Genomic DNA, 23,615 nt, shown 5'->3' on the forward strand with positions numbered 1-23,615 from the left:
CTTATGAGTGAACTCACAGCGGAACATCGTAATAGTTAAGTGCTTTGCACTCACCATAAAATATTATCACACTATCAAATGAGTGTAAAGTAAATTTTCATGACAAACAGTATTTTACTGCTCTGCCTCCTCTTGCTGGATTTCAGCTAAAAATTTCGCCATCTGCGGTGTCAGTTCTAAGTCAGCTAGTAGATCCGGGCGTCGTTGAACGGTTCGACGTAACGATTCTTTTAATTGCCACTCTTCAATCAGCTTATGATTACCATTCGTTAATACATCAGGGACTTTCATTCCTTTAAATTCAGCAGGTCTCGTGTACTGCGGATGCTCAAGTAAGCCAGTAGAATATGAATCTGTTTGCGCAGAAGTTTGATTTCCTAACACATCGGGAAGTAAGCGAACAGTGGCATCAATCATAACCATCGCTCCAAGTTCTCCCCCAGTCAAAACGTAATCACCCAACGAAACTTCGTCTGTTACCAAGGTTCGGATTCGTTCATCATATCCTTCATAATGACCACAAATAAATACTAACTGCTCTTCTTGCGAAAATTCTTCTGCCATCGCTTGATTAAATTGTTTACCAGCTGGGTCTAACAAAATCACTCGCTTCTTGACAGTTGGATTTGCTTCATCAATTGCTTTTAAATTGTCATAGATTGGTTGAACTTTCAATAACATTCCAGCTCCACCACCATAAGGATAGTCATCGACTGTTTGGTGTTTGTTATCAGAATACTCACGAAAATTAGACACATTGATGTCTAGCAATCCTTTATCAACAGCTTTCCCAATAATTGATTCACCCATAGGACCTTCAAACATTTTAGGAAATAGGGTCAATACATCAATTTTCATCATCAATCAACCCTTCTGGAATTTCCACATGGACTACTCCATTAGCTACATCCACTTCCTTTACGACTGATGCAATATAGGGAAGCAACAAATCTTTTTTCTTTTCACGTTGAACTACCCAAACATCATTTGCTCCAGGAGAAAGGATTTCTTTTACTTTTCCAAGTTTTTCGCCAGCCTCATCCAAGACCTCTAAGCCGATGATCTCATGGTAATAAAATTCATTTTCTTCTAGCGCTGAAATTTCTTCTTTTGACACTCTTAAAATGCCATCACGATATTTTTCGACATCATTGATTGATGGGTGTCCTTCAAAACTCAACAAATCAAAATTTTTATGTTTACGATGACTTTTGATAGTCAATTCAACCGGTGCTTTTCCATCTTGGAACAAAGTTAGCTGTGCACCCTTTTGGTAACGTTCTTCAGGAAAGTCAGTCGTTGAAATAACACGAACTTCACCCTTTAAACCTTGAGTATTGACAATTTTTCCAACATTTAGATATTCAGTCACAATTTTTCCTCATTTCTTTTTTCTCTGCTTCATTTTAGCATGGGCGTTTAGTCAATTCTAGTTTTGTTTTTCAAAATGAATTCTTTTTTACTTTTATGTCAAAAAATAGAAAAATACGGGACATAGATTGAACTCATTTTGTGTTCTACCCACGTTTTACGTTTACGGTTGAATAAGGTAATCTTTGCGATAGAAACTTTTTAAGGACATCATTCTTTCGTAGAAAGCAAAAAAAAAACTGTTTCGAAAAAATTCGAAACAGTTTTTGATTATTCCTTATCATCAACGATATTTAAACGAACCTTTTTAGGCGCGTTAATTCGTACACCGTAAACGATAGTCCGAATTGCTTTGGCAACTCGTCCTTGTTTTCCAATGATACGACCAATATCTTCTGGTGCTACAGTTAGATTGTATTCATAAAAATCTTTCGATTCAACGACCTCTAACCGAACTTGATCAGGATGAGTGACTAACGGACGAACGATTGTTAAGACTAGCTCACTTAAATCTTTCATATCCGCTCACCTTATTTCTTTGAAAATTTAGCTTCGTGGTGTTTTTGCATAACGCCTTCTTTTGAAAGGATGTTACGAACTGTATCTGAAGGTTGTGCACCTTTTGATAACCAGTTAAGAACTAAGTCTTCTTTTAAAACTACTTCTGCAGGGTCTTTCAAAGGATTGTAAGTACCTACAGTTTCGATGAAACGTCCGTCACGAGGAGAACGTGAATCAGCTACTACAATACGGTAAAAAGGACTCTTTTTAGAACCCATACGTTTTAAACGAATTTTAACTGCCATTATTTATTTCCACCTCCATTGATTTATTCACAAGATGTAGTGTAACAGTTTTTTTTTACCCTGTAAAGCTTTTTTTCTTTACAGTCTCATAAATTCCTTTTTTTATTGATTGTAGACATTTTTTTCGATTATTTTATTGGATCTTTAAATAGCAAGTGTTTTTATTTGCTCGTTTTACTTATTTTTTGTAAGATAGTTATGAAAGATAATTATTAGGAGGTTCTATTTATGACAAAAAAAATTGGCTTTTTTATTGGAAGTTTAAGAGAAGATTCTTATAACAAAAAGGTTGCTGAAGCTTTCGCAAGCTTACTACCTGAAGGCTATGAAAGTGTCTTTGTTAAAATTGATGATCTTCCTTTTTATAATGAAGATCTTGAAACACCAGAAAATGCACCGGAAGCTTGGACTCGTTTCCGTAACGAAGTAAAAGATTTAGATGGTGTTATTTTTGTTTCACCTGAATACAATCGTTCAATTCCGGCAGTCTTGAAAAACGCACTAGACGTTGGTTCTCGTCCTTATGGTCAAAGCGTTTGGGATACAAAACCTGGTTTAGTTGTTACTGCTTCTCCTGGTGGAATCGGTGGATTTGGTGCTAACCATATTATCCGTCAATCTTTAGTCTTCTTAAATGTGCCAACACTTCAACAACCAGAAGCTTACATTGGTAATATTGCAAACTTAGTTGGTGAAGATGGAAAAATCATTGATGGTACGATGAAATTCTTTGAAACAATTGTGAATGCGTATATTGACTTCTTGGAAAAATTGACGAAGTAAAACAAAGGTTGTGAAAGAAGTGTACAGCTCCAATAAATAAGAATAAATTTTCAGAAATTGCTTCTCAAATTTTTGTGAAATTTATTCTTATTTTGAAGGAGTTACTCCTTGAACACCGTGGATAAAGGATGTGGCTCAAAGCGCTTAGCTCCGACAAGATAGCGAGCAGTCACTCAAAATAGCTCTTCATATTTTGAAGTGACTGCAAGCTATATCGAGGAGTTGCTTTGGGAGCACCGTGGATAAAGGTTGTCGCGCAAAGCGTTCAGCTTCAAGCAATTCAGCAAAAAAAGTTGTATGCCAAATTTTTATTTGGCATACAACTTTTTTATTTTTTTCGATAATGTAATTCAAGAAACTGACCAAATTGTTGTGCACCAACATATTCTAGTCTTTCTTCATAGTCACCGGGTTCAAACAAGCGAATTCCCTCACCGAGTAAGACTGGTGTGATTTGAATCCACCATTCATCAATCAACTGTTTTTCTAACAAAGGTTTAAGCAACGAGCCTCCACCAACAATCCAGATGTCCGAGCCGGATTCTTGTCGAAGGTTTTCTACAAACGAGGCAGGATCATCATTGATTACTGTCGCATCTGGCAGAATCAATGATCGATTTCTCGAAAATACATAATTTTTCTTTTCCGGGTATAACAATTCTGTACCTAAAGATTTCTTAGCTTCCTCATACGTTTTTCGCCCCATAATCGTTGTATCAATTGTTTCATAAAATGCTTCATAAGTTGTTTCCTCACCTGCCGGCGTATCAAATAGCCATTGTAAATCATCTTCTTTTGTTGCCAGATAACCGTCCAAACTAATAGCTCCGTAAAAAACGATTTTTCGCATATGTCTCTCCTTCACTTCGAATTTTTATCAATCAATTGATTCGTCTTCTTGAATCGTTGATTGCTTTACTTCTGAATGTCTAAAGCAATCAATGACATGATCATTAATGATTCCAACTGCTTCTAAAAATGCATAAATCGTGGTACTACCGACAAATTTAAACCCCTGTTTCTTCAGTTCTTTAGTGATTTTATCAGATAGTTCACTCGTTGTCGGAATTTCTTCTTGTGTTTGATACATATGATTCACCACTTCACCATCAGAAAACGACCATAAAAAAGTAGCAAAGCTTCCGAATTCTTGTTGGATTTTTTGAACGGCCTTAGCATTATGAATAGCAGCTTCAACTTTTCTTCGATTACGAATAATTCCTTTATCTTGAAGCAAAGATTCTATTTTATTTTCGTCATATGCCGCCACTTTTTCTAAAGAAAAATGATCATACGCAGAATCAAAAGCTTCAGTTTTATTTAAAATCGTTTGCCAACTTAATCCTGCTTGGTTAATATCCAGCATTAGCTTGCGATAAAGTCGTTGATCATCATATTCCGGAACACCCCAAATCGTATCATGATACTCTTTCATTGATGCCGTGTTTTCTGCCCAAGAACATCGTTTCATTTTCCTTACCTCCACTTTCCTTCATTAACAAAAAAGCTATGACAACATTTCAATCAATCGTTTGTCATAGCTCAAATTCATTCAATTCAGCAATTGCTTATTTACGTTTTTTCTTTTTCTTCTTGTTTTTCTTAACCATGCGATTCATCGCCATTTTTCCAAGTTTTCCTTTGACTCCTGTACCAAACATTTGGTCCATTCCCGGAATATTCATGTCACCTTTCGACATTTGTTGCATCATTTTACGGGATTCCTTGAATTGTTTAATCATGCGGTTTACTTCTACTACACTATTTCCTGAACCAGCAGCGATACGACGACGACGGCTAGGGTTCAACAAATCAGGATTTTCTCGCTCGGCAGGTGTCATTGAGTAGACCATTGCTTTTTTCCGTTCTACATCTTTTGGATCAACTTTTACGTTTTCAATCCCTGGTACTTGATTCATTCCTGGAATCATTTTAATTAGATCTTCTAATGGCCCCATTCCCATTACTTGATCCAGTTGTTCAATAAAATCATTGAAGTCAAAAGAATTTTCCCGCATTTTTTGGGCAAGTTCTTCCGCTTTTTTCTCGTCATAATCTTGTTGCGCTTTTTCGATCAGCGTCAGCATGTCACCCATACCCAAGATTCGGCTGGCCATACGATCTGGATGGAAGACTTCAAGATCTGTTAATTTTTCACCTGACCCAATAAATTTGATTGGTGCACCAGTTACTGAACGAATAGATAACGCTGCCCCACCTCTGGTATCTCCATCAAGTTTTGTAATAACAACCCCAGTAATACCTAGTTGTTGATTAAAACTGTCAGCTACGTTGACCGCATCTTGTCCAGTCATTGCATCAACAACCAAGAGAATTTCATTTGGTTGTGCGATTTCTTTGATTTGCTTCAACTCATCCATTAAGAGTTCATCAATGTGTAAACGACCAGCCGTATCAATCAAGACATAGTCATTTTTCTTTTCTTTGGCAACTTCCATTCCTTGACGAACGATTTCAACCGGACTGACATCTGTTCCCATATCAAAGACAGGCACATCTAATTGTTGTCCCAAGACTTTTAATTGGTCAATCGCTGCAGGTCGGTACACGTCTCCTGCAATCATCAATGGTCGTGCTTTTTCATTTTTCTTCAAAAAATTCGCTAATTTTCCAGCAAAGGTCGTTTTACCAGCCCCTTGTAACCCGACCATCATAATAACAGTTGGGACTTTTGGTGACTTGATTAGTTCTGCTGTTTCGGAACCCAAGGTAATCGTTAATTCCTCATCAACAATTTTGACGATTTGTTGTGCTGGTGACAAGCTTTCAAGAACTTCTACTCCAACAGCACGCTCCCGCACACGTTTCGTGAAGTCTTTGACTACTTGTAAATTGACATCGGCTTCCAATAAAGCCAAGCGGATTTCCCGCATCATTTCCTTGACGTCAGCTTCTGATACTTTTCCTTTTTTTCTTAATTTTCCCATCGCCTGTTGCAGACGTTCTGTTAAGCTTTCAAATGCCATTTTTCTTCATTCCTTTAATTAGTTTCTAGTTTGTTACTCTTCGATATCTTGAATTTGCTGGATAGAACCAATCAGTTCATTATCTTTTGGATAGTGCTCGGTGACATAAGTCATCAGTTGTTCCAAGGCTTGTTCACGCACGATGTAATTTGAAAAAAGATGCAGTTTTTTCTCGTAGTCTTCTAAAATTTTTCCAGTTCTCTTAATATTATCATAAACTGCTTGTCGACTGACTTGATATTCTTCTGCAATTTCTCCAAGTGAAAAATCATCAGCATAATACAGTTCCATATAATTCATTTGTTTTTCAGTCAATAAGGTCGAGTAAAATTCAAAAAGTGCGTTCATTCGATTTGTTTTTTCAATTTCCATTCAACTCACCTCATTTATCTTCGTAATTTCTTGCTGTTGTGCTAACCAATCTTCATCAGATAGAACGCTCATCTTCTGTTGTAAAAAATAGGCAGTTGCTACGCCTACACCCTCTGTTAATGTACCAGAAAATGTACCGTCATATATTTGACTACTACCACAAGAAGGACTTTTTGCCTTCAAAATGAGTTGATCAATCTGTTGTTCTTTTAATTTTTGCCAAGCAAGAATTGCACCTGCCTGATATTCTTTTGTCACATCGACACCTTTGGAAGTTATGACTCTTGCTTTCCCATTCCAAACGTCAAACCCATCTCCGCCGACAATTTCTGCTGGATCTCGGGGAATCGGTAAGCCACCCAAAACTTCTGGGCAAACCATGATGGCTTCGTGTTTTTCAACCAATGCGACAAGTTGCGAAACAGCTTTTGGCTGCCCATCATAACGACATAACACACCGCCTAAGCAAGCACTGATACCAATCATTTGAATCGCTTCCTTTCCTTCCAACAAAGTGCCTAATTATTATACCATTTATTGAGTTGGTTACATAGCCCCTCCCCTTGATTCTATGCTAAAATAGGAAAGCATGAATATGTTTTAAAGGAGCGCTTATGAAAAAAATCTTAGTTGTTGATGATGAACCTTCCATCGTCACTTTATTAACCTTTAACCTAGAAAAAGAAGGCTATCAAGTTACCAGTGCAACGGATGGACGCGAGGGATTAGAACTTGCTTTAGATCAAGCCTTTGATTTTATTATTTTAGATGTGATGCTTCCTTCAATGGATGGCATGGAAATTACACAGAAGCTTCGCCAAGAAAAAAATGATACACCCATTTTGATGCTAACCGCTAAAGATGATCAGATTGATCGAATTTTAGGCTTAGAAATTGGTGCCGATGATTACCTAATTAAACCATTTAGCCCACGCGAAGTATTAGCTCGAATGAAAGCCATCTTTCGTCGAATGGAACCTCGAAGCAAGCCTGCTGAGGAAGAAGAGCCAGAATATTTAACAGTTGGTCAAATCATCGCTAACTTAACTAATTTTCAAGTCACTGTTGACGGTCGTTTGATTGAACTGACTCCCAAAGAATTTGAATTGTTAGTTTACTTTATGAAACGAAAAGATCGCGTAATTGATCGAGACACCTTGCTCGAACGTATCTGGAATTTTGATTTTGCTGGTCAAAGTCGAATCGTCGATGTTCATGTCAGTCACCTGAGAGAAAAGATCGAACGTGATCCAAAACATCCTAAATATTTAGTAACTGTCCGTGGATTTGGGTACAAATTTCAGGAGCCTCGACTATGAAAAATTGGAAAATTTTCTCAAGACGTATCCTATTCTTGGTCGTTTTCCTAACAGTTTTTATTGGTAGTTGGCAACTGATTTCAAATTATTTTCAACAGCAAATTATTGAACAACAAGAAGAATACTTGACCAAGAAAGCACAACTATTAACGCGACAACTTACTTGGGCAAATCCTGACTCAATGGAAAACAAAGAAACCTTGACAGAATTTGTTCATCAATCTTCTGAACGAATCACGCTACTAGATGCTAATGGCAATGTTTTGTATGATACCAGTGATGATGACCTGACAGGTAGCCGTAACACTCGTCCCGAAATCAAAGCTGTCCTTGACGGTGGGCGATTGGGAAGTTCCTTACGTCAAAGTGTGACTTTAAATGAACAGCTTCTCTATGTCGCTTTACCGATTAAAGAAAATGGTCAATTAAAAGCCATGATCCGAATTGCCGAGCCAACAAGCGGATTTTTACCACGCACAGAAAATTTTCGTCGTTGGGTATTCTTGTTCTTTCTTCTCTTCTTTTGCATCCTTTCAGGAATGATCGCCTATTTTGCTTATCAGCGAAATGAACCTTTGCATACCGTACTACCTGTGTTGAAAAAAATGGTCAACGACCCCGAAGAAACAGAAGTCATTATGCAAACTTCAGATCAATGGGAAGAACTTTATCAAACAATCAACGCACTAAGCGAACAAATGAGTAATATGTATCGTGCTTACGCAACCACTGAAGAACAGTTGTACACGTTGCTGAACGAATTAATGATTGGCGTCTTTCTAATTGATTCCGAATCGCATTTACGTTTACTAAATCCTAAAATGCAGATGCATCTTGGGGTTACGACTTATCTGACCTCGCAACCTTATGCTGAGGTCATTCAAGAACCTCAGCTAATCCATTTGATTCATCAGGTTTCTGCTACGAATCCGTTAGTTCAGCAAGAAATCAAATTAAGTGAAGGCAATCAAACGTTGGACATCAGTTTACGTTACTTTATCAATGCAGATGGAACTGGACAAATTCTTGGCGTAGCTTATGATTTAACCAAAGTTCGTCGGCTCGAAAAAGTCCAGAAAGATTTTGTTGGAAATGTTTCTCATGAATTAAAAACGCCGGTTACTTCATTGATGGGCTTCACGGAAACACTTCTTGATGGTGCCAAAGATGATCCAGAAACATTAACTACTTTTTTAGAAATCATGCAAAAAGATGCTCGTCGTTTAGATCAGTTGATTCGCGAAATCATTCAGTTATCTAAAGATGGTGAAAATTTATATGAATCACAAACGATTTATCTAGAATCTTACTTTGAACAAATTATTCAAAGCTACCAACCCTTTATCAAACAGAAAAAATTAAGTGTTAAACTGCTGGGGAATAATGGCGCATTTACCATTCAGTCAGAAATTTTATACCCAATTATCAAAAACTTGATTGAAAATGCCATCCAATATTCAAAAGAAGGTGGCCAAATTATTATTCGTTATCGTGTAGATGATCACTTATGGTTTTCTGTCCAAGATTTTGGAATTGGAATTGATCAAGAAGACCAGGAACGAATTTTTGAACGTTTTTATCGCGTTGATAAAGCACGCAGCCGACACTCTGGAGGAACAGGTTTAGGTCTAGCAATCGTCAAAGACTATGTCAAATTATTACACGGCACGATTACTATGGAAAGTCATCCCGGTGTGGGCTCCACTTTCGAAGTTACTTTATGAAGTGACTAACATAAAAAAAACAGCGACGAGAATCGATACGATTTTCGTCGCTGTTTTTTTCATATTCTTATTTGATTTCTCCGTTAACATCACGTTCAACTTTCATTGATGTGATTGGTAGATAACCTAGATCTTTAACTGGTCCTTCTTGGACATCTTCACTTGTCATGTAATCCAAGAATTTTTGAACAGCTGCGTCTGGTTTTCCTTTTGTATACATATGCTCATATGCCCAGATTTTCCAGCTATTGTCTGCCACATTTTTTTCCTCTGGTTTCACATCATCCACGCTCAAAGCTTGAGTTGTTTCATCCAAGTAAGAAAAGGCAAGATAACTGATTGCTCCTGGTGTTTGTGCAACGATTTGGCGAACCGTTCCTGACGAATCCTGCTCTTGTGATTGCACAGGTGTTTCGTCATTCAATCCCCATTTTTCAAAAGTAGCACGAGTTCCACTACCATTTGCACGGTTAATCACTGTGACTTTTTGATCTTTTCCGCCAAGTTCTTTCCAATTTGTGATTTTTCCTGTAAATAAATCAATCAATTCCTGTTGAGAAACATTTGTGACGCCAGTATCTTTATTGACGATTGGTGCCATTCCGACAACAGCCACTTTATGGTCAACCAATTTAGTTGCGTCGATTCCATCTTTTTCTTCTGCAAAAACATCTGAGTTTCCAATTGTCACGGCGCCGTCTGACACTTGGCTTAGCCCTGTGCCACTTCCGCCACCTTGAACAGAAATTTGATAATTTGAGTTTTCTTGGGTAAAGCTATCTTGTGCAGCATCAACTAATGGCTGCAATGCAGTTGAACCAACTGCTACAATTTTTACTTGTTCTGAACCTGCTTTATCTGATTGCGCAGTTGAGTCGGTACTTGTACCTGACGAACCACAACCTGCTAATAAGAAACCAATGATGCCTAAAGAATACCATAATTTTTTCATTCAAATACTCCTCTCTTAGTTACAAGTAAAGTGTAACAAGTTACTGTAAAGCTCAGATATGGATGTTGTAAACAATTCGTGAACTTCTGTAAATTTCCTGTAAAGTTTAAAATCTAAAATAAACCAAAAATAATTATGTTTATTATTTTACAAACAAAACGATAAAATGTTAATATAAACGCAAACAAGGAGGTTTTTATATGGAAACTGAATTACTTTATGAACAACAAGATTATCTAAATGGCTGGACAATTGAACATGAAACTTATCAGTGCCTTTATTGTGACGTAACTTTTCAATTCGAAAAAATTTATCCAGATTTGACTACGCCTAGCGCACTTCAAACTGCAAAAGGAGCGATCACACAACATCTTCGATTGGCACATGGTGGCCCCTTGCATGCCCTACTTCAATTATCTAGAGAATCGTTAGGGTTATCCGAAAGTCAATACGAAATCATCCAACTGTTTGAAAAAAATTTAAGCGACACTGTGATCGCTCAGCGCCTAGGAATCTCCCCATCAACGGTAAGAAATCATCGATTCAAATTAAAAGAAAAAGAGCGCCAAGCCAAACGACTCACTGCTCTTATGAAGCTTTTACCAGCAAGTGGTCAAACATTCATTTCACCTCACACAGGTGCGCGAATGCTAGATGAACGATACAACATCACGTCCGCTGAACAGGAAAAAATCTTACAAACTTATTTAGATGATAATGACTTTATTCAAACTTTTCCAAGTAAAGAAAAAAGAAAAATCATTCTCTTAAATTATTTAACACAAAAATTTGATCCGAAAAAAAATTATTCCGAGCGTGCAATCAATGATATTTTGAAACAACACGTCGAAGATTTCGTTTCGACTCGCCGCTACTTAATTGAATATGGATTTATGCAACGTACAACTGATGGAAAAACATATTGGCTAAATCAATAAAACTTATCCTTTGTTGTCACCAACGTTAAAAGAGATGTGAGCAAATGTACTGCCCAAAAACTTAGACTTTTTGGGTTCACTACAAAGCTCACATCTCTTTTTTAATTGCCTTTTAAACTTTATTTATACTGTTATTTGATCAAAAGAAAGCCAATTTTTAGAACAGTTTTCAACACTTTTTTAAATAGAAGAAACTATTTCTGGCGGTCTTGTCTTCTCAGTTCAACGAACAAATACATGATTACTGAAACAATAAATGACGCAGCCGCCAAATAAAATAATGGACGGATTGTCAAAAAATACATAGCGGAATAGTCGGATAAGTCTTTCAAGCCACTTTGGCTAAGTCCTGTTGGCCCAATAATCATTCTTGGTAATAATGCAAACATCGACGTAAAAATCAACATACAAGAAAAGTAAATCAGCTTCCAATTATAATTATTAATCAGAGACCTTGGTATCAACAAACTAACACTCACTAGCAAATAAAAAATAGTTAATGTTGGAAAATTACGTGCTACTAAAAATCCGCTTCCCTGAATCAAACCTAACACCTCGGCTCCTTGAACGATTGCATTCACCCAAGTAAACGGAAGCAAAAGAAGTGGAAAAAACCAAAAAAATAAATAACTACGTCTACCCATGATTTTCTGTCTCATTTACTTCCTCCCCAAAATAAAAATTTCTTGCCTATCACTATACAATGTTCTCTCTAAAAAAATTAGGGGGAAAAACTTTTTTTTTAGAGATAAGGGAATGAGAGTTTATTCATTTAACCTACAAATTGTGTGATAAGGTTTGCTTAATGTTTTTTTTCTTTTTAAAATATAACTATACTAAAGGTTTTTAAACAAGTATAAGGAGGTTTTTAGTTATGTTAACAAAATACCTGTCAAAAATTTTTTTGCTGCTGTTCCTGATTCCATACTTGTATCTTGTGTTATTGCTTGATTTTCATTATCACTCGGTTTCCGGCTTCATTATTCTGATCTTTCTCGCGATCCTTGGTGGATTTCTGATGAAGATCAAAGGACAAATGCGACTGCTACTTGTTGGAAATATCATTTCCACTATTGTTTCTTACATATATTCTTTAAAATTTTCTGACTGGCAACTTTTCTATCAACCTTTTGAACCGACACAGCTTGTACTTATTTTCGGGCTTCTTTATTTAGTTCCTCAAGCATTTGGCGCTTTTTGGGCAACTCTCTTTACATATTCGAAACAAAGTCGTAACCAGAAAGTTTCACTTTCGACAATTAGAAAGAATGCACAAAAATAGTCTTTCATCTTCACCCTTTTTAATCCGCAAAAAAACAAGAGAGCTGCAACTAATTAGTTGCGACTCTCTTATTTTTTATCCTTCATGAATATAAATTTTCTTGATTAGCAATTTATCAAAAACAGGAGAATTTGCTTCTTGTTCCCCAATAATTTCTGCAATAACGGATTGGTCCTGTTGTCTTTTTCGTAATTGATAACTGATTTTTCCAGTTTCATTTAGTTCATCCAACATGGCAACGACACCGCCAAATCCTGTTTTCTTCGTGATAAAGCCAAGTGAAACCATTCGTTCATCTAAATTTTTTGCTACGATTGGCATTCCTGTAATGAGTACTTTTTGAAGTGTTTCTACCAACTCTTCCATTCCGGCTACCGCTGATGTCACAGGTGGTTCATTGGTTGTCGCTGCAGTTGTTTCAAATGATGGTTTTACCTCGGCAATCATCTCTGACATTTGCTGTTTGTTTGCTACTTTTTGTTCGCGTAGGTCATCTAATTCTTGAACTAATGCTTCATATTGTTCTTGAGTCAGCATAACACCTGCCACTTTTTCTCGGTTAAAAATATATACACCAGTCCCGGCTTCTCTTGCTTGAGCAAATACATCCATGGGGGATCGTTTGACTTCTGTAATCGAAGATGTTGGGACCTCTAATTTCTTTAATTCCAACGAAGTTCCCTCCTTTTTTATCAAGGTTATTATAGCATAGCACAGTAAATTTTGGTTTTATTCATCGAAGATTCTATAATTTTAGCGAAATCCATTCGTCAAGATCCTTTAACAGTTGTTCCACGCCAAGAGAAGAATGGTAAAAATAAGTTTTCTGTTCTTTAGAATAAGCTAACGGTGAAAAATGATCGGTAATAATCAAATCTGCATAATGTGGTGGTTTACTTCTCGTACACACATGAATAGACGTCCGTTTACGATGACGAAGCGCGGTATCCAAAATTCTAGCTAACCGTCTTGCTTCTTCATGGTCAAAACGAAAGAGTAAAACAATTTTTACAGAGGGTGGATGCACTTCTAAGTATCCGCGTTCTTGCATTGTTTTTAATAAATTTAGGCCCCAACTAACAGATGGATGCGTCAAGGCTTGTTGAATTGCTAATCGAAATTGATGAAGTTTTTCTTTTGCATTAGGAAAAGTATTCAATGTTTGTTGATACTCCTGAACTTCTTCGTCCGATAAACGTTCCTGGATTCCAATTGAATAACGCAACCACTCTTGATAAAGAACTTGCGTGATTCTTTGCTTGTTGAACGTTTCAAAATCACTATTTAACCAAAAAAACGAATCTAATTTTTCGGTAACAATTGTCAGCTTTCGATAGTCTTTCGTTTGTTCTAGTCGTTCCCAACGCTTTTTGGTAATCACATTACAACTTAATCTCACAATACACAGATAGTTTTTTTCTTTTACGGATAGCTTTTGTTCTTCTCGAAAAAGTAGTTCTGGAAACAATTCAAAAAACATCGTTTGGTTATCTCCTAAAATTTCCACTGAAGACAATCGTTTTCGTTGCTTTAACAAACGAATAAAAATTTCCGAAAAAGATTCTTCTCCATCATCAACAAAAAAATGTGGAAAATCTTTCAAAAAACTAAAGAGTAAGTAACGAACCTTCCTCTCTGAACCAAAAATCTGTCCTTTTTTATAAGAGAAAGAAAGGTGATACTCTCCCAACCATTTTCGCAAACGTTCTTGTGTTGGTCGATCATAATTTTCTTGATACTTTTCTTCCAAAATTAAATCTTTCAACAATCGAAATGATGCAGAATGAATCAAAAAATCAAATAGCAGATAAGGTTCACTGTATCCTAAACTGTAAATCAGCCGTACCGACTTTTTCTGGTAAATCAGTTGTACAGGAAAATCAATTACCTCTAAACGCCTTAAATGTCGATCAATTGTCTTGACATCGACACCTAATTTTTCTGCAAGATCTGCTTTTTTCCAAGTCAGATCTTTCATTTGATTCATCAGCAAAAATAAATTTTGTGAATTTTTTGATAACAATTTTTGCCATTTCATATGTTTTGGTCCAGCCAAGCTACGATCCTCTACTTCTCTGTATGCTTTTTTCGCAGGGATATCACAAAATTTTGTGGAAAATCATTTTTTGGCTAAAACAGTTGCCTCCTTTTTTGCACACATCATTAGATCACTGAGAAGAGAAACCTGTCGTAATAAACTACGCAAAAAGCTTCAACAATTTTTTATTTTCTATTTATTTCATTAAAAACTCATTTATTTTTTAATTTAGATCGATAAAACATACTATTTTAAGCAAAACTGCTTTGCTTGTAGGAATGTACGGCTTCCTTTACAATGAAAGAAACAAGTTTTTTATGAGAAGGTGATGTGAAAAATGAATAAAAATAACGAAAATACAATACATGAAGTAAAAGAAAAAGTCGATCATTTAATAGCCGAGGTTCAAAAAGTCATCGTGGGAAAACAACAAATCATCGAATTAATGCTCGTTGCTCTGTTTTCTGGTGGACATCTTTTATTTGAAGATGTTCCTGGTGTCGGAAAAACATTACTTGTAAAAGCTTTGGCTAAAACAATACAAGGTGAGTTTAGTCGCGTTCAATTTACGCCAGACCTTTTACCGGGGGATATTTTGGGTTTTTCTTTTTATAATACAAAAACAAAGGAGTTCGAATTCCGTCCTGGACCGATTTTCACTACTATTTTATTAGCAGATGAAATTAATCGAACAACTCCACGAACTCAAGCAGCATTACTCGAAGCCATGGCAGAAAAACATATTACTATTGATAATCAAACTTATCCTTTAGATAATCATTTTTTCGTTTTAGCAACGCAAAACTCAATTGAATATGAAGGAACTTATCCGTTACCAGAAGCACAGCTTGATCGATTTTTATTCCGTTTACACATTGGTTATCCTTCTTTTGAAGAAGAACTGTCTTTATTATTGGAAACACAAGAACAGTCTTTAGCGACATTAAAAGTCATTTTCACCAAAGAGACCCTCACTTCTATCAAGCAAATTGTCTCAACAACGTATCTTGACCCTTCAGTCGCACGATACGCGCTAGAATTAGTCACTGCTACACGTAATCATCCAGCAATTAAATTGGGTATCAGTCCACGTGGTAGTTTAGCCTTTATTCAAGCGGCTAAATCCCACGCAGTCATCAAGGGGCGGACATATGTTGCACCAATAGATTTTCAAGTTCTCTTGCCATTTGTTTTTAAACATCGTCTATTATTTCATGATCGTTCGTTGACCGATGAAGAAATTGAGTTACTCTTAGCAGAAATGCTCAAACAAATCCCAATTCCGGTAAAATAGTTATGAAAAAGTACTGGAATTACCTCATTAATAGCAGTATTTTTTTAATATATTTTTTATTTTTACTCTTCACGCTTTTATTTAATCAACAATTTGGCTGGTTTTTAGTCATTCTCTTTACCTTATACATTACTTTCAGTTGGCTTTCCTTAAGCAGACGACTATCAAAAATCAAGCTGGTTCTCACCGTTCCTACACTTGTTTATCGAGACAATTCAATAACAGTCAATGTTCGCATTGCTAAGTCACAAGTCCCAACACTTTTTTTACCACGCCTAACATTACATTTTCCAGAAGAATTTATACCAGAAGCACAGACTTTTTTGATGATTTCAAAAAAAGAACAACAACAATCAGTCATTTGGACGCCACAACAAAGAGGAATTTTTGAAACAATTTCAGTCCAATTCATCGCTTATGATTATTTAGGTTTATTTCGAAAAAGTAAAACAAAACAGATAATATTCACCCCCCTAGTCTTACCAAATAACACATTACCTGAAGCACAAAAATTAGCGCGCTTTTTGACACGTAAACAACAAAAAAACAACTTCTTACCTTCTCAAAATCTTGCTGGGATTCGAGAGCATCGTCAAGGCGATTCGTTAAAACAAATTGATTGGAAGCGTTCCGCTTACTATCAACAATGGCTTTCTCGTGAGTATGAGCCTGCTGTTCAACAAACTGACTTAATCTGTTTCTTTTGGGGAACGGCAACAAATTTTGAAAAAATGCTTGATTTATATTTTTCCTTTTTAGCTTCTTATGACCAGAAAACTTATCCAAATCAACTGATTTTTGCTAAACAGAAGTATCAAGGTACACAAATTTCTCCCGCTTTCTTTGCGCAGTTACGTGCTTTAGATGATTACCTACAACAACCAGACCTTAGTGTCCGTGATTTCAAGGAGATACTTCTGTTTGTTCCAGAACTCTCTCTAGCAGTCCATGAACAACTTTCAACTTGGAGAAAGCAAGCCATCAACGTTATCGTCATTTATTTTGAAAATAATCAACTATTTATACAAGATGGGAGTCAACGAAAGTTTCCATTAAAAAAACTTAGTTAGGAGGTGCTCAAGTTGAATCTTTCGGCGAAAAAATGGTGGCGAAGCTTTTACGCCTTCTTTCTATTAAGTGCAGGCGCTCCAACTTTTTTAACTGCGAATGATCTCACCACAAGTTTACCGTTGATTGCTACTATTGGTATCTTCTGTCTGATTATCCGACTGGTTTCTTCTAAAATTATTCGAGTAATTTTAGCTTTTTTTGCTATCTTGGTTAGCTTGTTTGTTTATTTTCCTCCAGCAACAGTCAGAAGTAATTGGTTTTTTGAGCTGACAAGCCAAATCCAATCCGAATTTAACGAATTAGTCACCAATCAGTTCCATTACTTTCCTGAATTGCCAGCATTCATTCTCATGTTATGTCTTGTTTATTTATTAGCTACTCTAACCATTGATTATGACTTATGGGCGCTTCCCTTTCTAGCACTGGTGCTTTATTTCATGATGTTAAGTATTTTCCGCGAATTTGATTTGTTAACTGAGTGTATTTTTATTGTTATCATTTTATTCAGTTATCTTTTCATTCGTCAGTTATCATTACTTCCAAAAAAGAGTAACCGATGGCTCTTCGTCTTCTTTGCTACGGTTATTTTGCTTGGCTCGCTGAGCATTAGTGCTTGGATTCCTACACGATTACCTGAAGTTACACAAATAATTGAAGCAAAGAGCGCTCCTGTCAGAGAATTCTTCAACAAACAAGGACTGTATGCTAGAATTCGTACATTTCAAGAAGCAGGACGTTCAAGAACTGGATTCAGTGAAAATGATGAAACTCTTGGGGGACCAATCTACGATCAAACGGACATCGTTTTTACGGCAGTTCAAGAATCTGGTCATTATTATAAAATCCAGAATAAAGGAGTCTATACTGGTACTGGTTGGACAGAAAATAGTCGAGATTCTTTTAAAATAAACGAGTTGCCACACCAATTACTCAATTATCCAGAAACAATCGTTGCTGAACCAACTACCCTTCAGTTGACAACAGAAGAACAGACTTTTCTTCCCTACTCTTATGGAAATTCTAGTCTTACGGCATTTCCATTAATGCAGGATAGTGCGTTATTTTTCTTACCAGATACTCAACGTTTTGTCTTAGATAAATCATCATCATTCACAGCGACATTCACTATTACCAATCTTTCTTATACTTATGAGATGTTAGTCGATAGTGTTTTAACTGGTGCAGATCAAGCAGAACATCAAACAGAGCTTCAGCTACCAGAAAATTTACCAAAACGAATAACTTCTCTTGCTGAAGAAATAACAACTACCAAAACAACCTTACTCGATCAAGTTCTTGCAATCCAAGATTACTTGAAAAGTAGTGGCGAATTCCGTTATTCAAAAGTCGATACACCACACACACCTGCAAATCGTGACTATGTCGATCACTTTTTATTTGATTCTAAAGTTGGTTATTGTGATAATTTTTCTTCGGCTATGGTAGTTTTACTGCGTACACTTGGTATCCCTGCGCGCTGGACAAAAGGTTTTACTATGGGTTATCAAACAGGTAGCCACAGTAATGAGCTCAAGGAATACAGTATTTTAAATAGCAATGCTCACTCTTGGCCAGAAGTTTATTTTCCTGGCTTTGGCTGGTTACCTTTTGAACCCACACCAGCATTTGCAAACCCAGCAACTGCACAAAGTGAGCAGGAAACGACTCCCACAGCCGTTCCAGAAAGTCAGTCACAATCGTCAGCAGCCGAAACGACAGCAGTTTCCTCAACAACTGGTTCAGAGGCAATAACTTCAACAGAAGATAACCCTATTTTTTCTGATACAACAATCGCAGATAGGTCTTTATGGAAATTCGTCGTTTTCTTTCTATTCATATTTTTGCTCGTCCCATTACTCATTCCTTCCTTTCGTCAAAAAGTTCGTTGGCACATTTTTTATTACCAAGTGGCTTTTTTCGCTTCGGATAGTCAAAGAACCTATCAACAATTGCTAGCACATGTAGAAAAGCTATTTCCAAGACAACGCGCAGAAAGCTTACAGGACTACAGTTATCGTGTCGAAAAGGCGATTTCAATGCATCAACATTTAATCAAGCTAACCAAAAACTATGAAGAAACTATTTATGGACAAAATCAAGCGATGCATTTTGATAAAGAAACTTATCTGACTATTATTAAAACAATCAGTAAATCACTTCATTTCTTTTCTAAACGAAACTAAATTGTTCATGCTACTAAAAGACAAGTGGCTTTCACTTGTTTTAGAAATTAGAAAGAGACCGGAACTTGATGAGTCCCAGCCTCTTTTTTATCTGATGTAATGGTCGAACTTTTCATTACGCAACTTGTTTATCGTAGCGTTCCACATTTTGTTTGATTGCGCCAATCATTTTCGCATCGTTGATTCCTGTCACGGTTTGGATCAGTTCCTCGATATTTTTTGTTTGCTTCATTTCATAAAGTTCGCAACTTTGTTCATCGTTTGGATCATAATAGTTAAAAATAATACCCATCGTCGCAGTCAAATGTGGTGAAACAATATCTCTTTCTTTTAATTCCAAGATTGGTCGAGTAAAGCGTTCTTGATTTCCTAATTTTCTTAAAGGTGTCCGCGCAACACGACTAATTGCATCGGAAATATATTTGTTTTGGAAACGTTGAATAATTTTTTCAATGTATTGCTCATGCTGCTTTTCATCAAAACCCCACTTCGCAATCAACAGATTTCCTGTTTCATGCAACACAGATTTTAGTTGTGCGACAACTAACGCATCTTGCATTGCCTCATCAATCGTTTGATAGCCTAGCAGAGCACCCGTGTAAGCAGCTGTTGCATGTCCAGTGTTTACGCTGAATAGCTTGCGTTCAATATAAGGTTCTAACTCGGCTACATAAAGGACACCTTCCAATTCGATTGCTGTGTTTTTTCGTTCGTGATCTGCAATCACCCATTCTTTAAAAGGTTCAACTTGAACAAACAGCGGATCCTCATGTTTTTGTAACGGAACGATTCGGTCAACTGCTGCATTGGGGAAACCAATATACTTCTCTAAAAAATCAACTTGTGATAAATGTTTACGGACTTCTTTTTCTAAAAATGCTGAACCACCAATCATATTTTCGCAAGCAATGATATCTAAAGGTGTTGTATTCTGTACTTTTTCTCGTTGCTCAATCCCTTTAGCAATCAATTCTGCGATAAAAGGCAAAATGTTGGGTCCAATCGCAGTTGTCACTAAGTCTGCTTCGCCAATCGCAGCAATTACGGCTTGAGGATTTTCTTGATTATTGATTCCAGAAACATGTTGGACTTCAATTCGTTTCTTTGACTCATCCGCAAGTTCGATAACATATCCGTTTCTTTCATTCAACGCATCAATGATTTCACGATTGACATCCACAAAAGTAATGTCAAAATCATTTTCTGCTAACACTTCACCGATAAATCCACGTCCGATATTTCCTGCTCCAAAATGTACTGCTTTCATCTTTCTCTCTCCTTATGCAATCGCTAAATTTTCACAAACCTCTTCTTTACTTAATGCATCTGCTAACTGAACAACGTTGTCAACATCACTACAATATAAGGCTATTTGTTGAACTAACGCTAAATGTTCTTCTCCGACACCTGCGATGCCGAATAACACAGTCGCAATTTTTTCCTCATTTTCTGTTCCAAAATTGACTCCCTCGGGTACTTGTACTACACAGATACCAGATTTCTTAACATATTTTTTTGCTGAATCTGTCCCATGAGGAATAGCAATAAAGTTTCCCATATAGACAGATAACATCTCATCACGTTGAATCATTGAGTCGATGTATGCTTCATCCACGCAGCCCGCCTCAACTAACTTTTCTCCGCAATAACGAATCGCTTCTTCTTTAGAAGCAAATGCTTGGTTTAATTCGATCATACTAAAATCTAGTGCTTTCATTGTTTTCTCCTTTTTTAAGCAGATTTTTTAAGCTGTTGCGCAATGGTTTCATAATGTTTGATTTGAACCATGCTTTCAACTGGTAAGTGAAGAGCATTTGGTGCAAGCTCTTGAATTTCTTTCGTCAAATGTTCTTGAGCAAGTACCAATGAATGTTCATCATCAGCTAATTCATCAATCTTGATTTTTTTTAATGGAATTTGAATATCATTTTTTTGAAGCACTTTCTTTAAGACATTGATTCCCATCGTTGCCGATCCTGCTCGTTGGTCGTGGACAATCACGATTTTTTGGATTTTACTCATGTCTTGTGGTCCGATTTCGATTGATGGTTCGTCCATTAGTTCCCTAGTTTCGGTTGTTTCTTTTTGGCTTAATTGTTGGATTACCTCGTCATATCTCGGTGAATTCAAGAAGTTTTCAACTGCAACAAACTGTGCATGTGGTGCTTTTTGTTTTGCTCGTTCTTGCAATTCAACTTGGGTAATGATTAGCGTCCCTTCTTCATCTACTAACTGACTAATCGCTTGATTTGTCACGGCTTGTGGCAGACCAGCTTTCTGAACCATTTTTCTTAAAATTGAAGCTCCCATTGCACTTGAACCCATACCTGCATCACAGGCAAAAATAATTTTTTTAGTTGATGAAAATGTCTCTGGACGAATAGTCAAGCCTTTAGCAGTTTGTTTGGCTTGTTTCATTTCTTGAACCGATTGCTCAAAACTTTCTGATTCTTCTCGAGCATCTGCCTTTAAAATAACTACAGATATTGCAAATGAAACGATGGTTGCAACTCCAATACCTAATAACACTGGTAGATAAGAACTAAGTGGTGCCATTGCTAAAATAGCAATAATTGATCCGGGTGAAGCTGGCGCGCGTAGTCCTGCATCTAATAATTGGAAAATGAAACTTCCTGAAATTCCGCCTGCAATTACCGACAAGAACAAAAGCGGTTTCATCATGACGTATGGAAAATAGATTTCATGGATTCCACCTAAGAAGTGGATAATGATTGCACCGGGTGCAGAAGATTTTGCTGCGCCTTTGCCAAAGAAAGTAAAAGCTAATAACACACCTAAGCCAGGGCCAGGATTGGCTTCTAATAAGAACAAAATTGATTTACCTGCTGTTGCGACTTGCTCTGTTCCAAGTGGTGTTAAAATGCCATGATTGATTGCATTATTCAAAAATAAAATTTTCGCTGGTTCGATAAAAATATTCGTAAGTGGAATTAAGTGCGCGTTTAAAATAACTTCTACACCTTGGGCCATCGCTTGTGTCAAGCCATCCACAACTGGACCAATCCCGGTAAAACCAACTAGAGCTAAACCAAAACCAATCAATCCTGCTGAAAAATTATTAACTAACATTTCAAAGCCTGATTTAATTCGTGATTGAAATACCTGATCGAATTTTTTTATTGCATAACCGCCCAAAGGCCCCATAATCATCGCGCCAAGCATCATTGGAATATCTGTCCCCACGATGACGCCCATCGTTGCGATGGCTCCGACAACTGAGCCTCGATCACCTGCGATTACTTTTCCACCAGTGTAACCAATCAATAGCGGGATCAAGTAAGTCAGCATTGGACCAACCATTGTCGCAAATTGTTCATTCGGTAAATAGCCATCTGGAATAAATAAAGCTGTTAGGACACCCCATGCTATTAGTGCTCCAATGTTGGGCATCACCATACTAGACAAGGTACTTCCTAATTTTTGAACACGTGCTTTCAGTGAAACTTTTTCTTTGGTATTCATCGTCTGCTCCATTTTTTTAGCTCCTTTTCTTCTTTATGGCTTAATTGTATCCGCTTACTAAATACATAAATAGTCGTACTTTGGCACAAAGGTTTGTGCCAAAACATGGAGAGTATAAAAAAAGAGCACGACGATTGTCGTACTCTTTTTTCAAAATAAACGGTGTTCCAGAAGTAACTTCTTCCAAATAAGCTCAAATTGCTTAAAAATTTGAGAAGCAATTTCTGGTAATTTTTTTATTTATTGGAGTTGAACACTTCTTTCACAGCCTTCTCCTCAGTGTTCCCAAAACAACTCCTCCATATAGCTTGCGTCATTTCAAAAGATGAAAAACTATTTTTGAGTGCCTACTCGCTATCTTGTCAGAGCTAAGCGTTTTGCGCCACAACCTTCGCCTCGGTGTTCCCCAAGCAACTTCTCGAAATAATTCATAACTGTTCAAAAACATGAAAAGCTATTTTTCGTCAGTTGCTCATTATTTTTTCGAAGCTGAACGCTTGGCACCACAACCTTCTTTTACAGTTCACTAATATTCATTCATTTTAACTATAAATTTTCACTCAAACTTAGTGGTGCTTTTTTCCAAAATTGCTTGCACTTCTGACACAGTTTTCGCATCGCTTAACGCAATCACTTGTTCAATTTCCGCACAAAAAAATGCCAGTTCTTGTAACATTGGTAATTGCTGTTCCTTTTTGAAGGTAACCGCAAATAGAATTGTGGCAATTTTTGGCTCTTCTTTAGTTCCAAAGTTAACCCCGTCAGGCACTTGGATAAGTGAGATGCCTTCTTTAACTACCAGTTCTTCGTTGCCATGAGGTAGGGCAACAAAGTTACCAATATAAACGCTCATCAATTCTTGACGTTCGATCATTGATTCAGTGTACCCCGCTTTTACCCAGCCTTGGTTAGTTAACCATGCCCCAATATTTGTCAGCGCATCTTGCCAATCACTGAAAGTTTGATTCAATTGAATTCTTTCTGTGGCTAATTCCATTTTTGTCTCCTCTCC

Annotated in this window: 25 protein-coding genes; 8 read left to right on the top strand and 17 right to left on the bottom strand. The window is 36.8% G+C overall.

The features are described from left to right. Window positions 1-114: 114 nt before the first annotated feature. From trmD to rpsP, 4 genes are all read right to left on the bottom strand, one after another. Window positions 115-858, bottom strand: a complete 744-nt coding sequence (trmD, locus tag AB3I20_RS06380; protein WP_067484148.1) for a tRNA (guanosine(37)-N1)-methyltransferase TrmD — start codon at window positions 856-858, stop codon at window positions 115-117. Continuing rightward, complete coding sequence (rimM, locus tag AB3I20_RS06385) at window positions 848-1,372, bottom strand: ribosome maturation factor RimM (RefSeq protein ID WP_368027109.1); 525 nt, start codon at window positions 1,370-1,372, stop codon at window positions 848-850. Before rimM ends, trmD begins: the two co-directional genes overlap by 11 nt. Before the next feature lie 269 nt (window positions 1,373-1,641). Then, window positions 1,642-1,890, bottom strand: coding sequence for a KH domain-containing protein (locus tag AB3I20_RS06390; RefSeq protein ID WP_067483991.1), 249 nt, complete (start codon window positions 1,888-1,890; stop codon window positions 1,642-1,644). Between the two features lie 11 nt (window positions 1,891-1,901). Next, window positions 1,902-2,177, bottom strand: coding sequence for a 30S ribosomal protein S16 (gene rpsP, locus AB3I20_RS06395; RefSeq protein ID WP_005875628.1), 276 nt, complete (start codon window positions 2,175-2,177; stop codon window positions 1,902-1,904). A 228-nt stretch (window positions 2,178-2,405) separates the two neighbouring features. On the opposite strand from rpsP, the gene AB3I20_RS06400 reads away from it, so the two are divergent. Next, window positions 2,406-2,960 (top strand): NADPH-dependent FMN reductase, encoded by a 555-nt coding sequence (locus AB3I20_RS06400; protein WP_067483989.1) that lies wholly within the window; start codon window positions 2,406-2,408, stop codon window positions 2,958-2,960. Window positions 2,961-3,288: 328 nt separating this feature from the next. Here AB3I20_RS06400 and AB3I20_RS06405 read toward each other — a convergent pair whose 3' ends face one another. The 5 genes from AB3I20_RS06405 to AB3I20_RS06425 all read right to left on the bottom strand — a co-directional run bounded on the left by AB3I20_RS06405 (window position 3,289) and on the right by AB3I20_RS06425 (window position 6,805). Next, window positions 3,289-3,810, bottom strand: coding sequence for a dihydrofolate reductase family protein (locus AB3I20_RS06405; protein ID WP_067483987.1), 522 nt, complete (start codon window positions 3,808-3,810; stop codon window positions 3,289-3,291). A gap of 27 nt (window positions 3,811-3,837) precedes the next feature. Then, complete coding sequence (locus AB3I20_RS06410; RefSeq protein WP_071869131.1) at window positions 3,838-4,431, bottom strand: DNA-3-methyladenine glycosylase I; 594 nt, start codon at window positions 4,429-4,431, stop codon at window positions 3,838-3,840. Between the two features lie 97 nt (window positions 4,432-4,528). Next, window positions 4,529-5,947: a signal recognition particle protein gene (ffh, locus tag AB3I20_RS06415; RefSeq protein WP_067483982.1), complete on the bottom strand. Its 1,419-nt coding sequence runs from the start codon at window positions 5,945-5,947 to the stop codon at window positions 4,529-4,531. Between the two features lie 33 nt (window positions 5,948-5,980). Then, the gene (locus tag AB3I20_RS06420) at window positions 5,981-6,319 is read right to left on the bottom strand and encodes a putative DNA-binding protein (protein WP_071869132.1); all 339 of its coding nucleotides are present in this window, start codon (window positions 6,317-6,319) and stop codon (window positions 5,981-5,983) included. After that, window positions 6,320-6,805 carry a DUF523 domain-containing protein gene (locus AB3I20_RS06425; RefSeq protein ID WP_140444153.1) on the bottom strand — a complete coding sequence of 162 codons (486 nt, stop codon included), beginning with the start codon at window positions 6,803-6,805 and terminating at the stop codon, window positions 6,320-6,322. It lies immediately after the preceding gene. Between the two features lie 128 nt (window positions 6,806-6,933). On the opposite strand from AB3I20_RS06425, the gene AB3I20_RS06430 reads away from it, so the two are divergent. Continuing rightward, on the top strand, window positions 6,934-7,638 hold the full coding sequence (locus tag AB3I20_RS06430; protein WP_067483978.1) for a response regulator transcription factor: 705 nt from the start codon (window positions 6,934-6,936) through the stop codon (window positions 7,636-7,638). Next, window positions 7,635-9,362 (top strand): ATP-binding protein, encoded by a 1,728-nt coding sequence (locus tag AB3I20_RS06435; protein WP_368027110.1) that lies wholly within the window; start codon window positions 7,635-7,637, stop codon window positions 9,360-9,362. The genes AB3I20_RS06430 and AB3I20_RS06435 overlap by 4 nt, the downstream gene beginning before the upstream one ends. A gap of 67 nt (window positions 9,363-9,429) precedes the next feature. Here the strand turns inward: AB3I20_RS06435 and AB3I20_RS06440 are convergent, their stop codons facing one another. Beyond that, window positions 9,430-10,314 carry a phosphate ABC transporter substrate-binding protein PstS family protein gene (locus tag AB3I20_RS06440; RefSeq protein ID WP_071869133.1) on the bottom strand — a complete coding sequence of 295 codons (885 nt, stop codon included), beginning with the start codon at window positions 10,312-10,314 and terminating at the stop codon, window positions 9,430-9,432. Window positions 10,315-10,514: 200 nt separating this feature from the next. On the opposite strand from AB3I20_RS06440, the gene AB3I20_RS06445 reads away from it, so the two are divergent. Next, window positions 10,515-11,252 carry a DUF2087 domain-containing protein gene (locus tag AB3I20_RS06445; RefSeq protein ID WP_067483972.1) on the top strand — a complete coding sequence of 246 codons (738 nt, stop codon included), beginning with the start codon at window positions 10,515-10,517 and terminating at the stop codon, window positions 11,250-11,252. Window positions 11,253-11,446: 194 nt separating this feature from the next. Here the strand turns inward: AB3I20_RS06445 and AB3I20_RS06450 are convergent, their stop codons facing one another. Beyond that, window positions 11,447-11,911 (bottom strand): hypothetical protein, encoded by a 465-nt coding sequence (locus AB3I20_RS06450; RefSeq protein ID WP_067483970.1) that lies wholly within the window; start codon window positions 11,909-11,911, stop codon window positions 11,447-11,449. 215 nt (window positions 11,912-12,126) lie between these two features. On the opposite strand from AB3I20_RS06450, the gene AB3I20_RS06455 reads away from it, so the two are divergent. Next, window positions 12,127-12,534 (top strand): hypothetical protein, encoded by a 408-nt coding sequence (locus AB3I20_RS06455; protein ID WP_067483968.1) that lies wholly within the window; start codon window positions 12,127-12,129, stop codon window positions 12,532-12,534. A gap of 75 nt (window positions 12,535-12,609) precedes the next feature. Here AB3I20_RS06455 and AB3I20_RS06460 read toward each other — a convergent pair whose 3' ends face one another. Continuing rightward, window positions 12,610-13,206 carry a prevent-host-death protein gene (locus AB3I20_RS06460; protein WP_067483967.1) on the bottom strand — a complete coding sequence of 199 codons (597 nt, stop codon included), beginning with the start codon at window positions 13,204-13,206 and terminating at the stop codon, window positions 12,610-12,612. A gap of 73 nt (window positions 13,207-13,279) precedes the next feature. Next, the gene (locus AB3I20_RS06465) at window positions 13,280-14,572 is read right to left on the bottom strand and encodes a hypothetical protein (RefSeq protein ID WP_071869155.1); all 1,293 of its coding nucleotides are present in this window, start codon (window positions 14,570-14,572) and stop codon (window positions 13,280-13,282) included. A gap of 337 nt (window positions 14,573-14,909) precedes the next feature. Here AB3I20_RS06465 and AB3I20_RS06470 point away from each other — a divergent pair, with 337 nt between their 5' ends. The 3 genes from AB3I20_RS06470 to AB3I20_RS06480 are packed head-to-tail and all read left to right on the top strand — an operon-like array spanning window position 14,910 to window position 19,120. Then, window positions 14,910-15,866 carry a MoxR family ATPase gene (locus tag AB3I20_RS06470; protein ID WP_231885413.1) on the top strand — a complete coding sequence of 319 codons (957 nt, stop codon included), beginning with the start codon at window positions 14,910-14,912 and terminating at the stop codon, window positions 15,864-15,866. Window positions 15,867-15,868: 2 nt separating this feature from the next. Next, the gene (locus tag AB3I20_RS06475; protein ID WP_368027111.1) at window positions 15,869-16,936 is read left to right on the top strand and encodes a DUF58 domain-containing protein; all 1,068 of its coding nucleotides are present in this window, start codon (window positions 15,869-15,871) and stop codon (window positions 16,934-16,936) included. Between the two features lie 12 nt (window positions 16,937-16,948). After that, on the top strand, window positions 16,949-19,120 hold the full coding sequence (locus AB3I20_RS06480) for a transglutaminase family protein (RefSeq protein ID WP_368027112.1): 2,172 nt from the start codon (window positions 16,949-16,951) through the stop codon (window positions 19,118-19,120). 115 nt (window positions 19,121-19,235) lie between these two features. Here AB3I20_RS06480 and AB3I20_RS06485 read toward each other — a convergent pair whose 3' ends face one another. From AB3I20_RS06485 to AB3I20_RS06500, 4 genes are all read right to left on the bottom strand, one after another. Beyond that, a complete protein-coding gene (locus tag AB3I20_RS06485) occupies window positions 19,236-20,387 on the bottom strand; it encodes a mannitol-1-phosphate 5-dehydrogenase (protein WP_067483962.1) in 1,152 nt (383 codons plus the stop codon). Window positions 20,388-20,399: 12 nt separating this feature from the next. Continuing rightward, entirely contained in the window at window positions 20,400-20,837 is a 438-nt protein-coding gene (locus AB3I20_RS06490; protein WP_067483960.1) for a PTS sugar transporter subunit IIA, read from the bottom strand. A 14-nt stretch (window positions 20,838-20,851) separates the two neighbouring features. Next, entirely contained in the window at window positions 20,852-22,615 is a 1,764-nt protein-coding gene (locus tag AB3I20_RS06495) for a PTS mannitol transporter subunit IICBA (RefSeq protein ID WP_075491403.1), read from the bottom strand. Window positions 22,616-23,159: 544 nt separating this feature from the next. Beyond that, window positions 23,160-23,600 carry a PTS sugar transporter subunit IIA gene (locus tag AB3I20_RS06500; RefSeq protein WP_075491404.1) on the bottom strand — a complete coding sequence of 147 codons (441 nt, stop codon included), beginning with the start codon at window positions 23,598-23,600 and terminating at the stop codon, window positions 23,160-23,162. Window positions 23,601-23,615 lie beyond the last annotated feature (15 nt).

This window comes from Enterococcus sp. C50, assembly GCF_040887505.1.
GTDB lineage: Bacteria > Bacillota > Bacilli > Lactobacillales > Enterococcaceae > Enterococcus_B > Enterococcus_B thailandicus.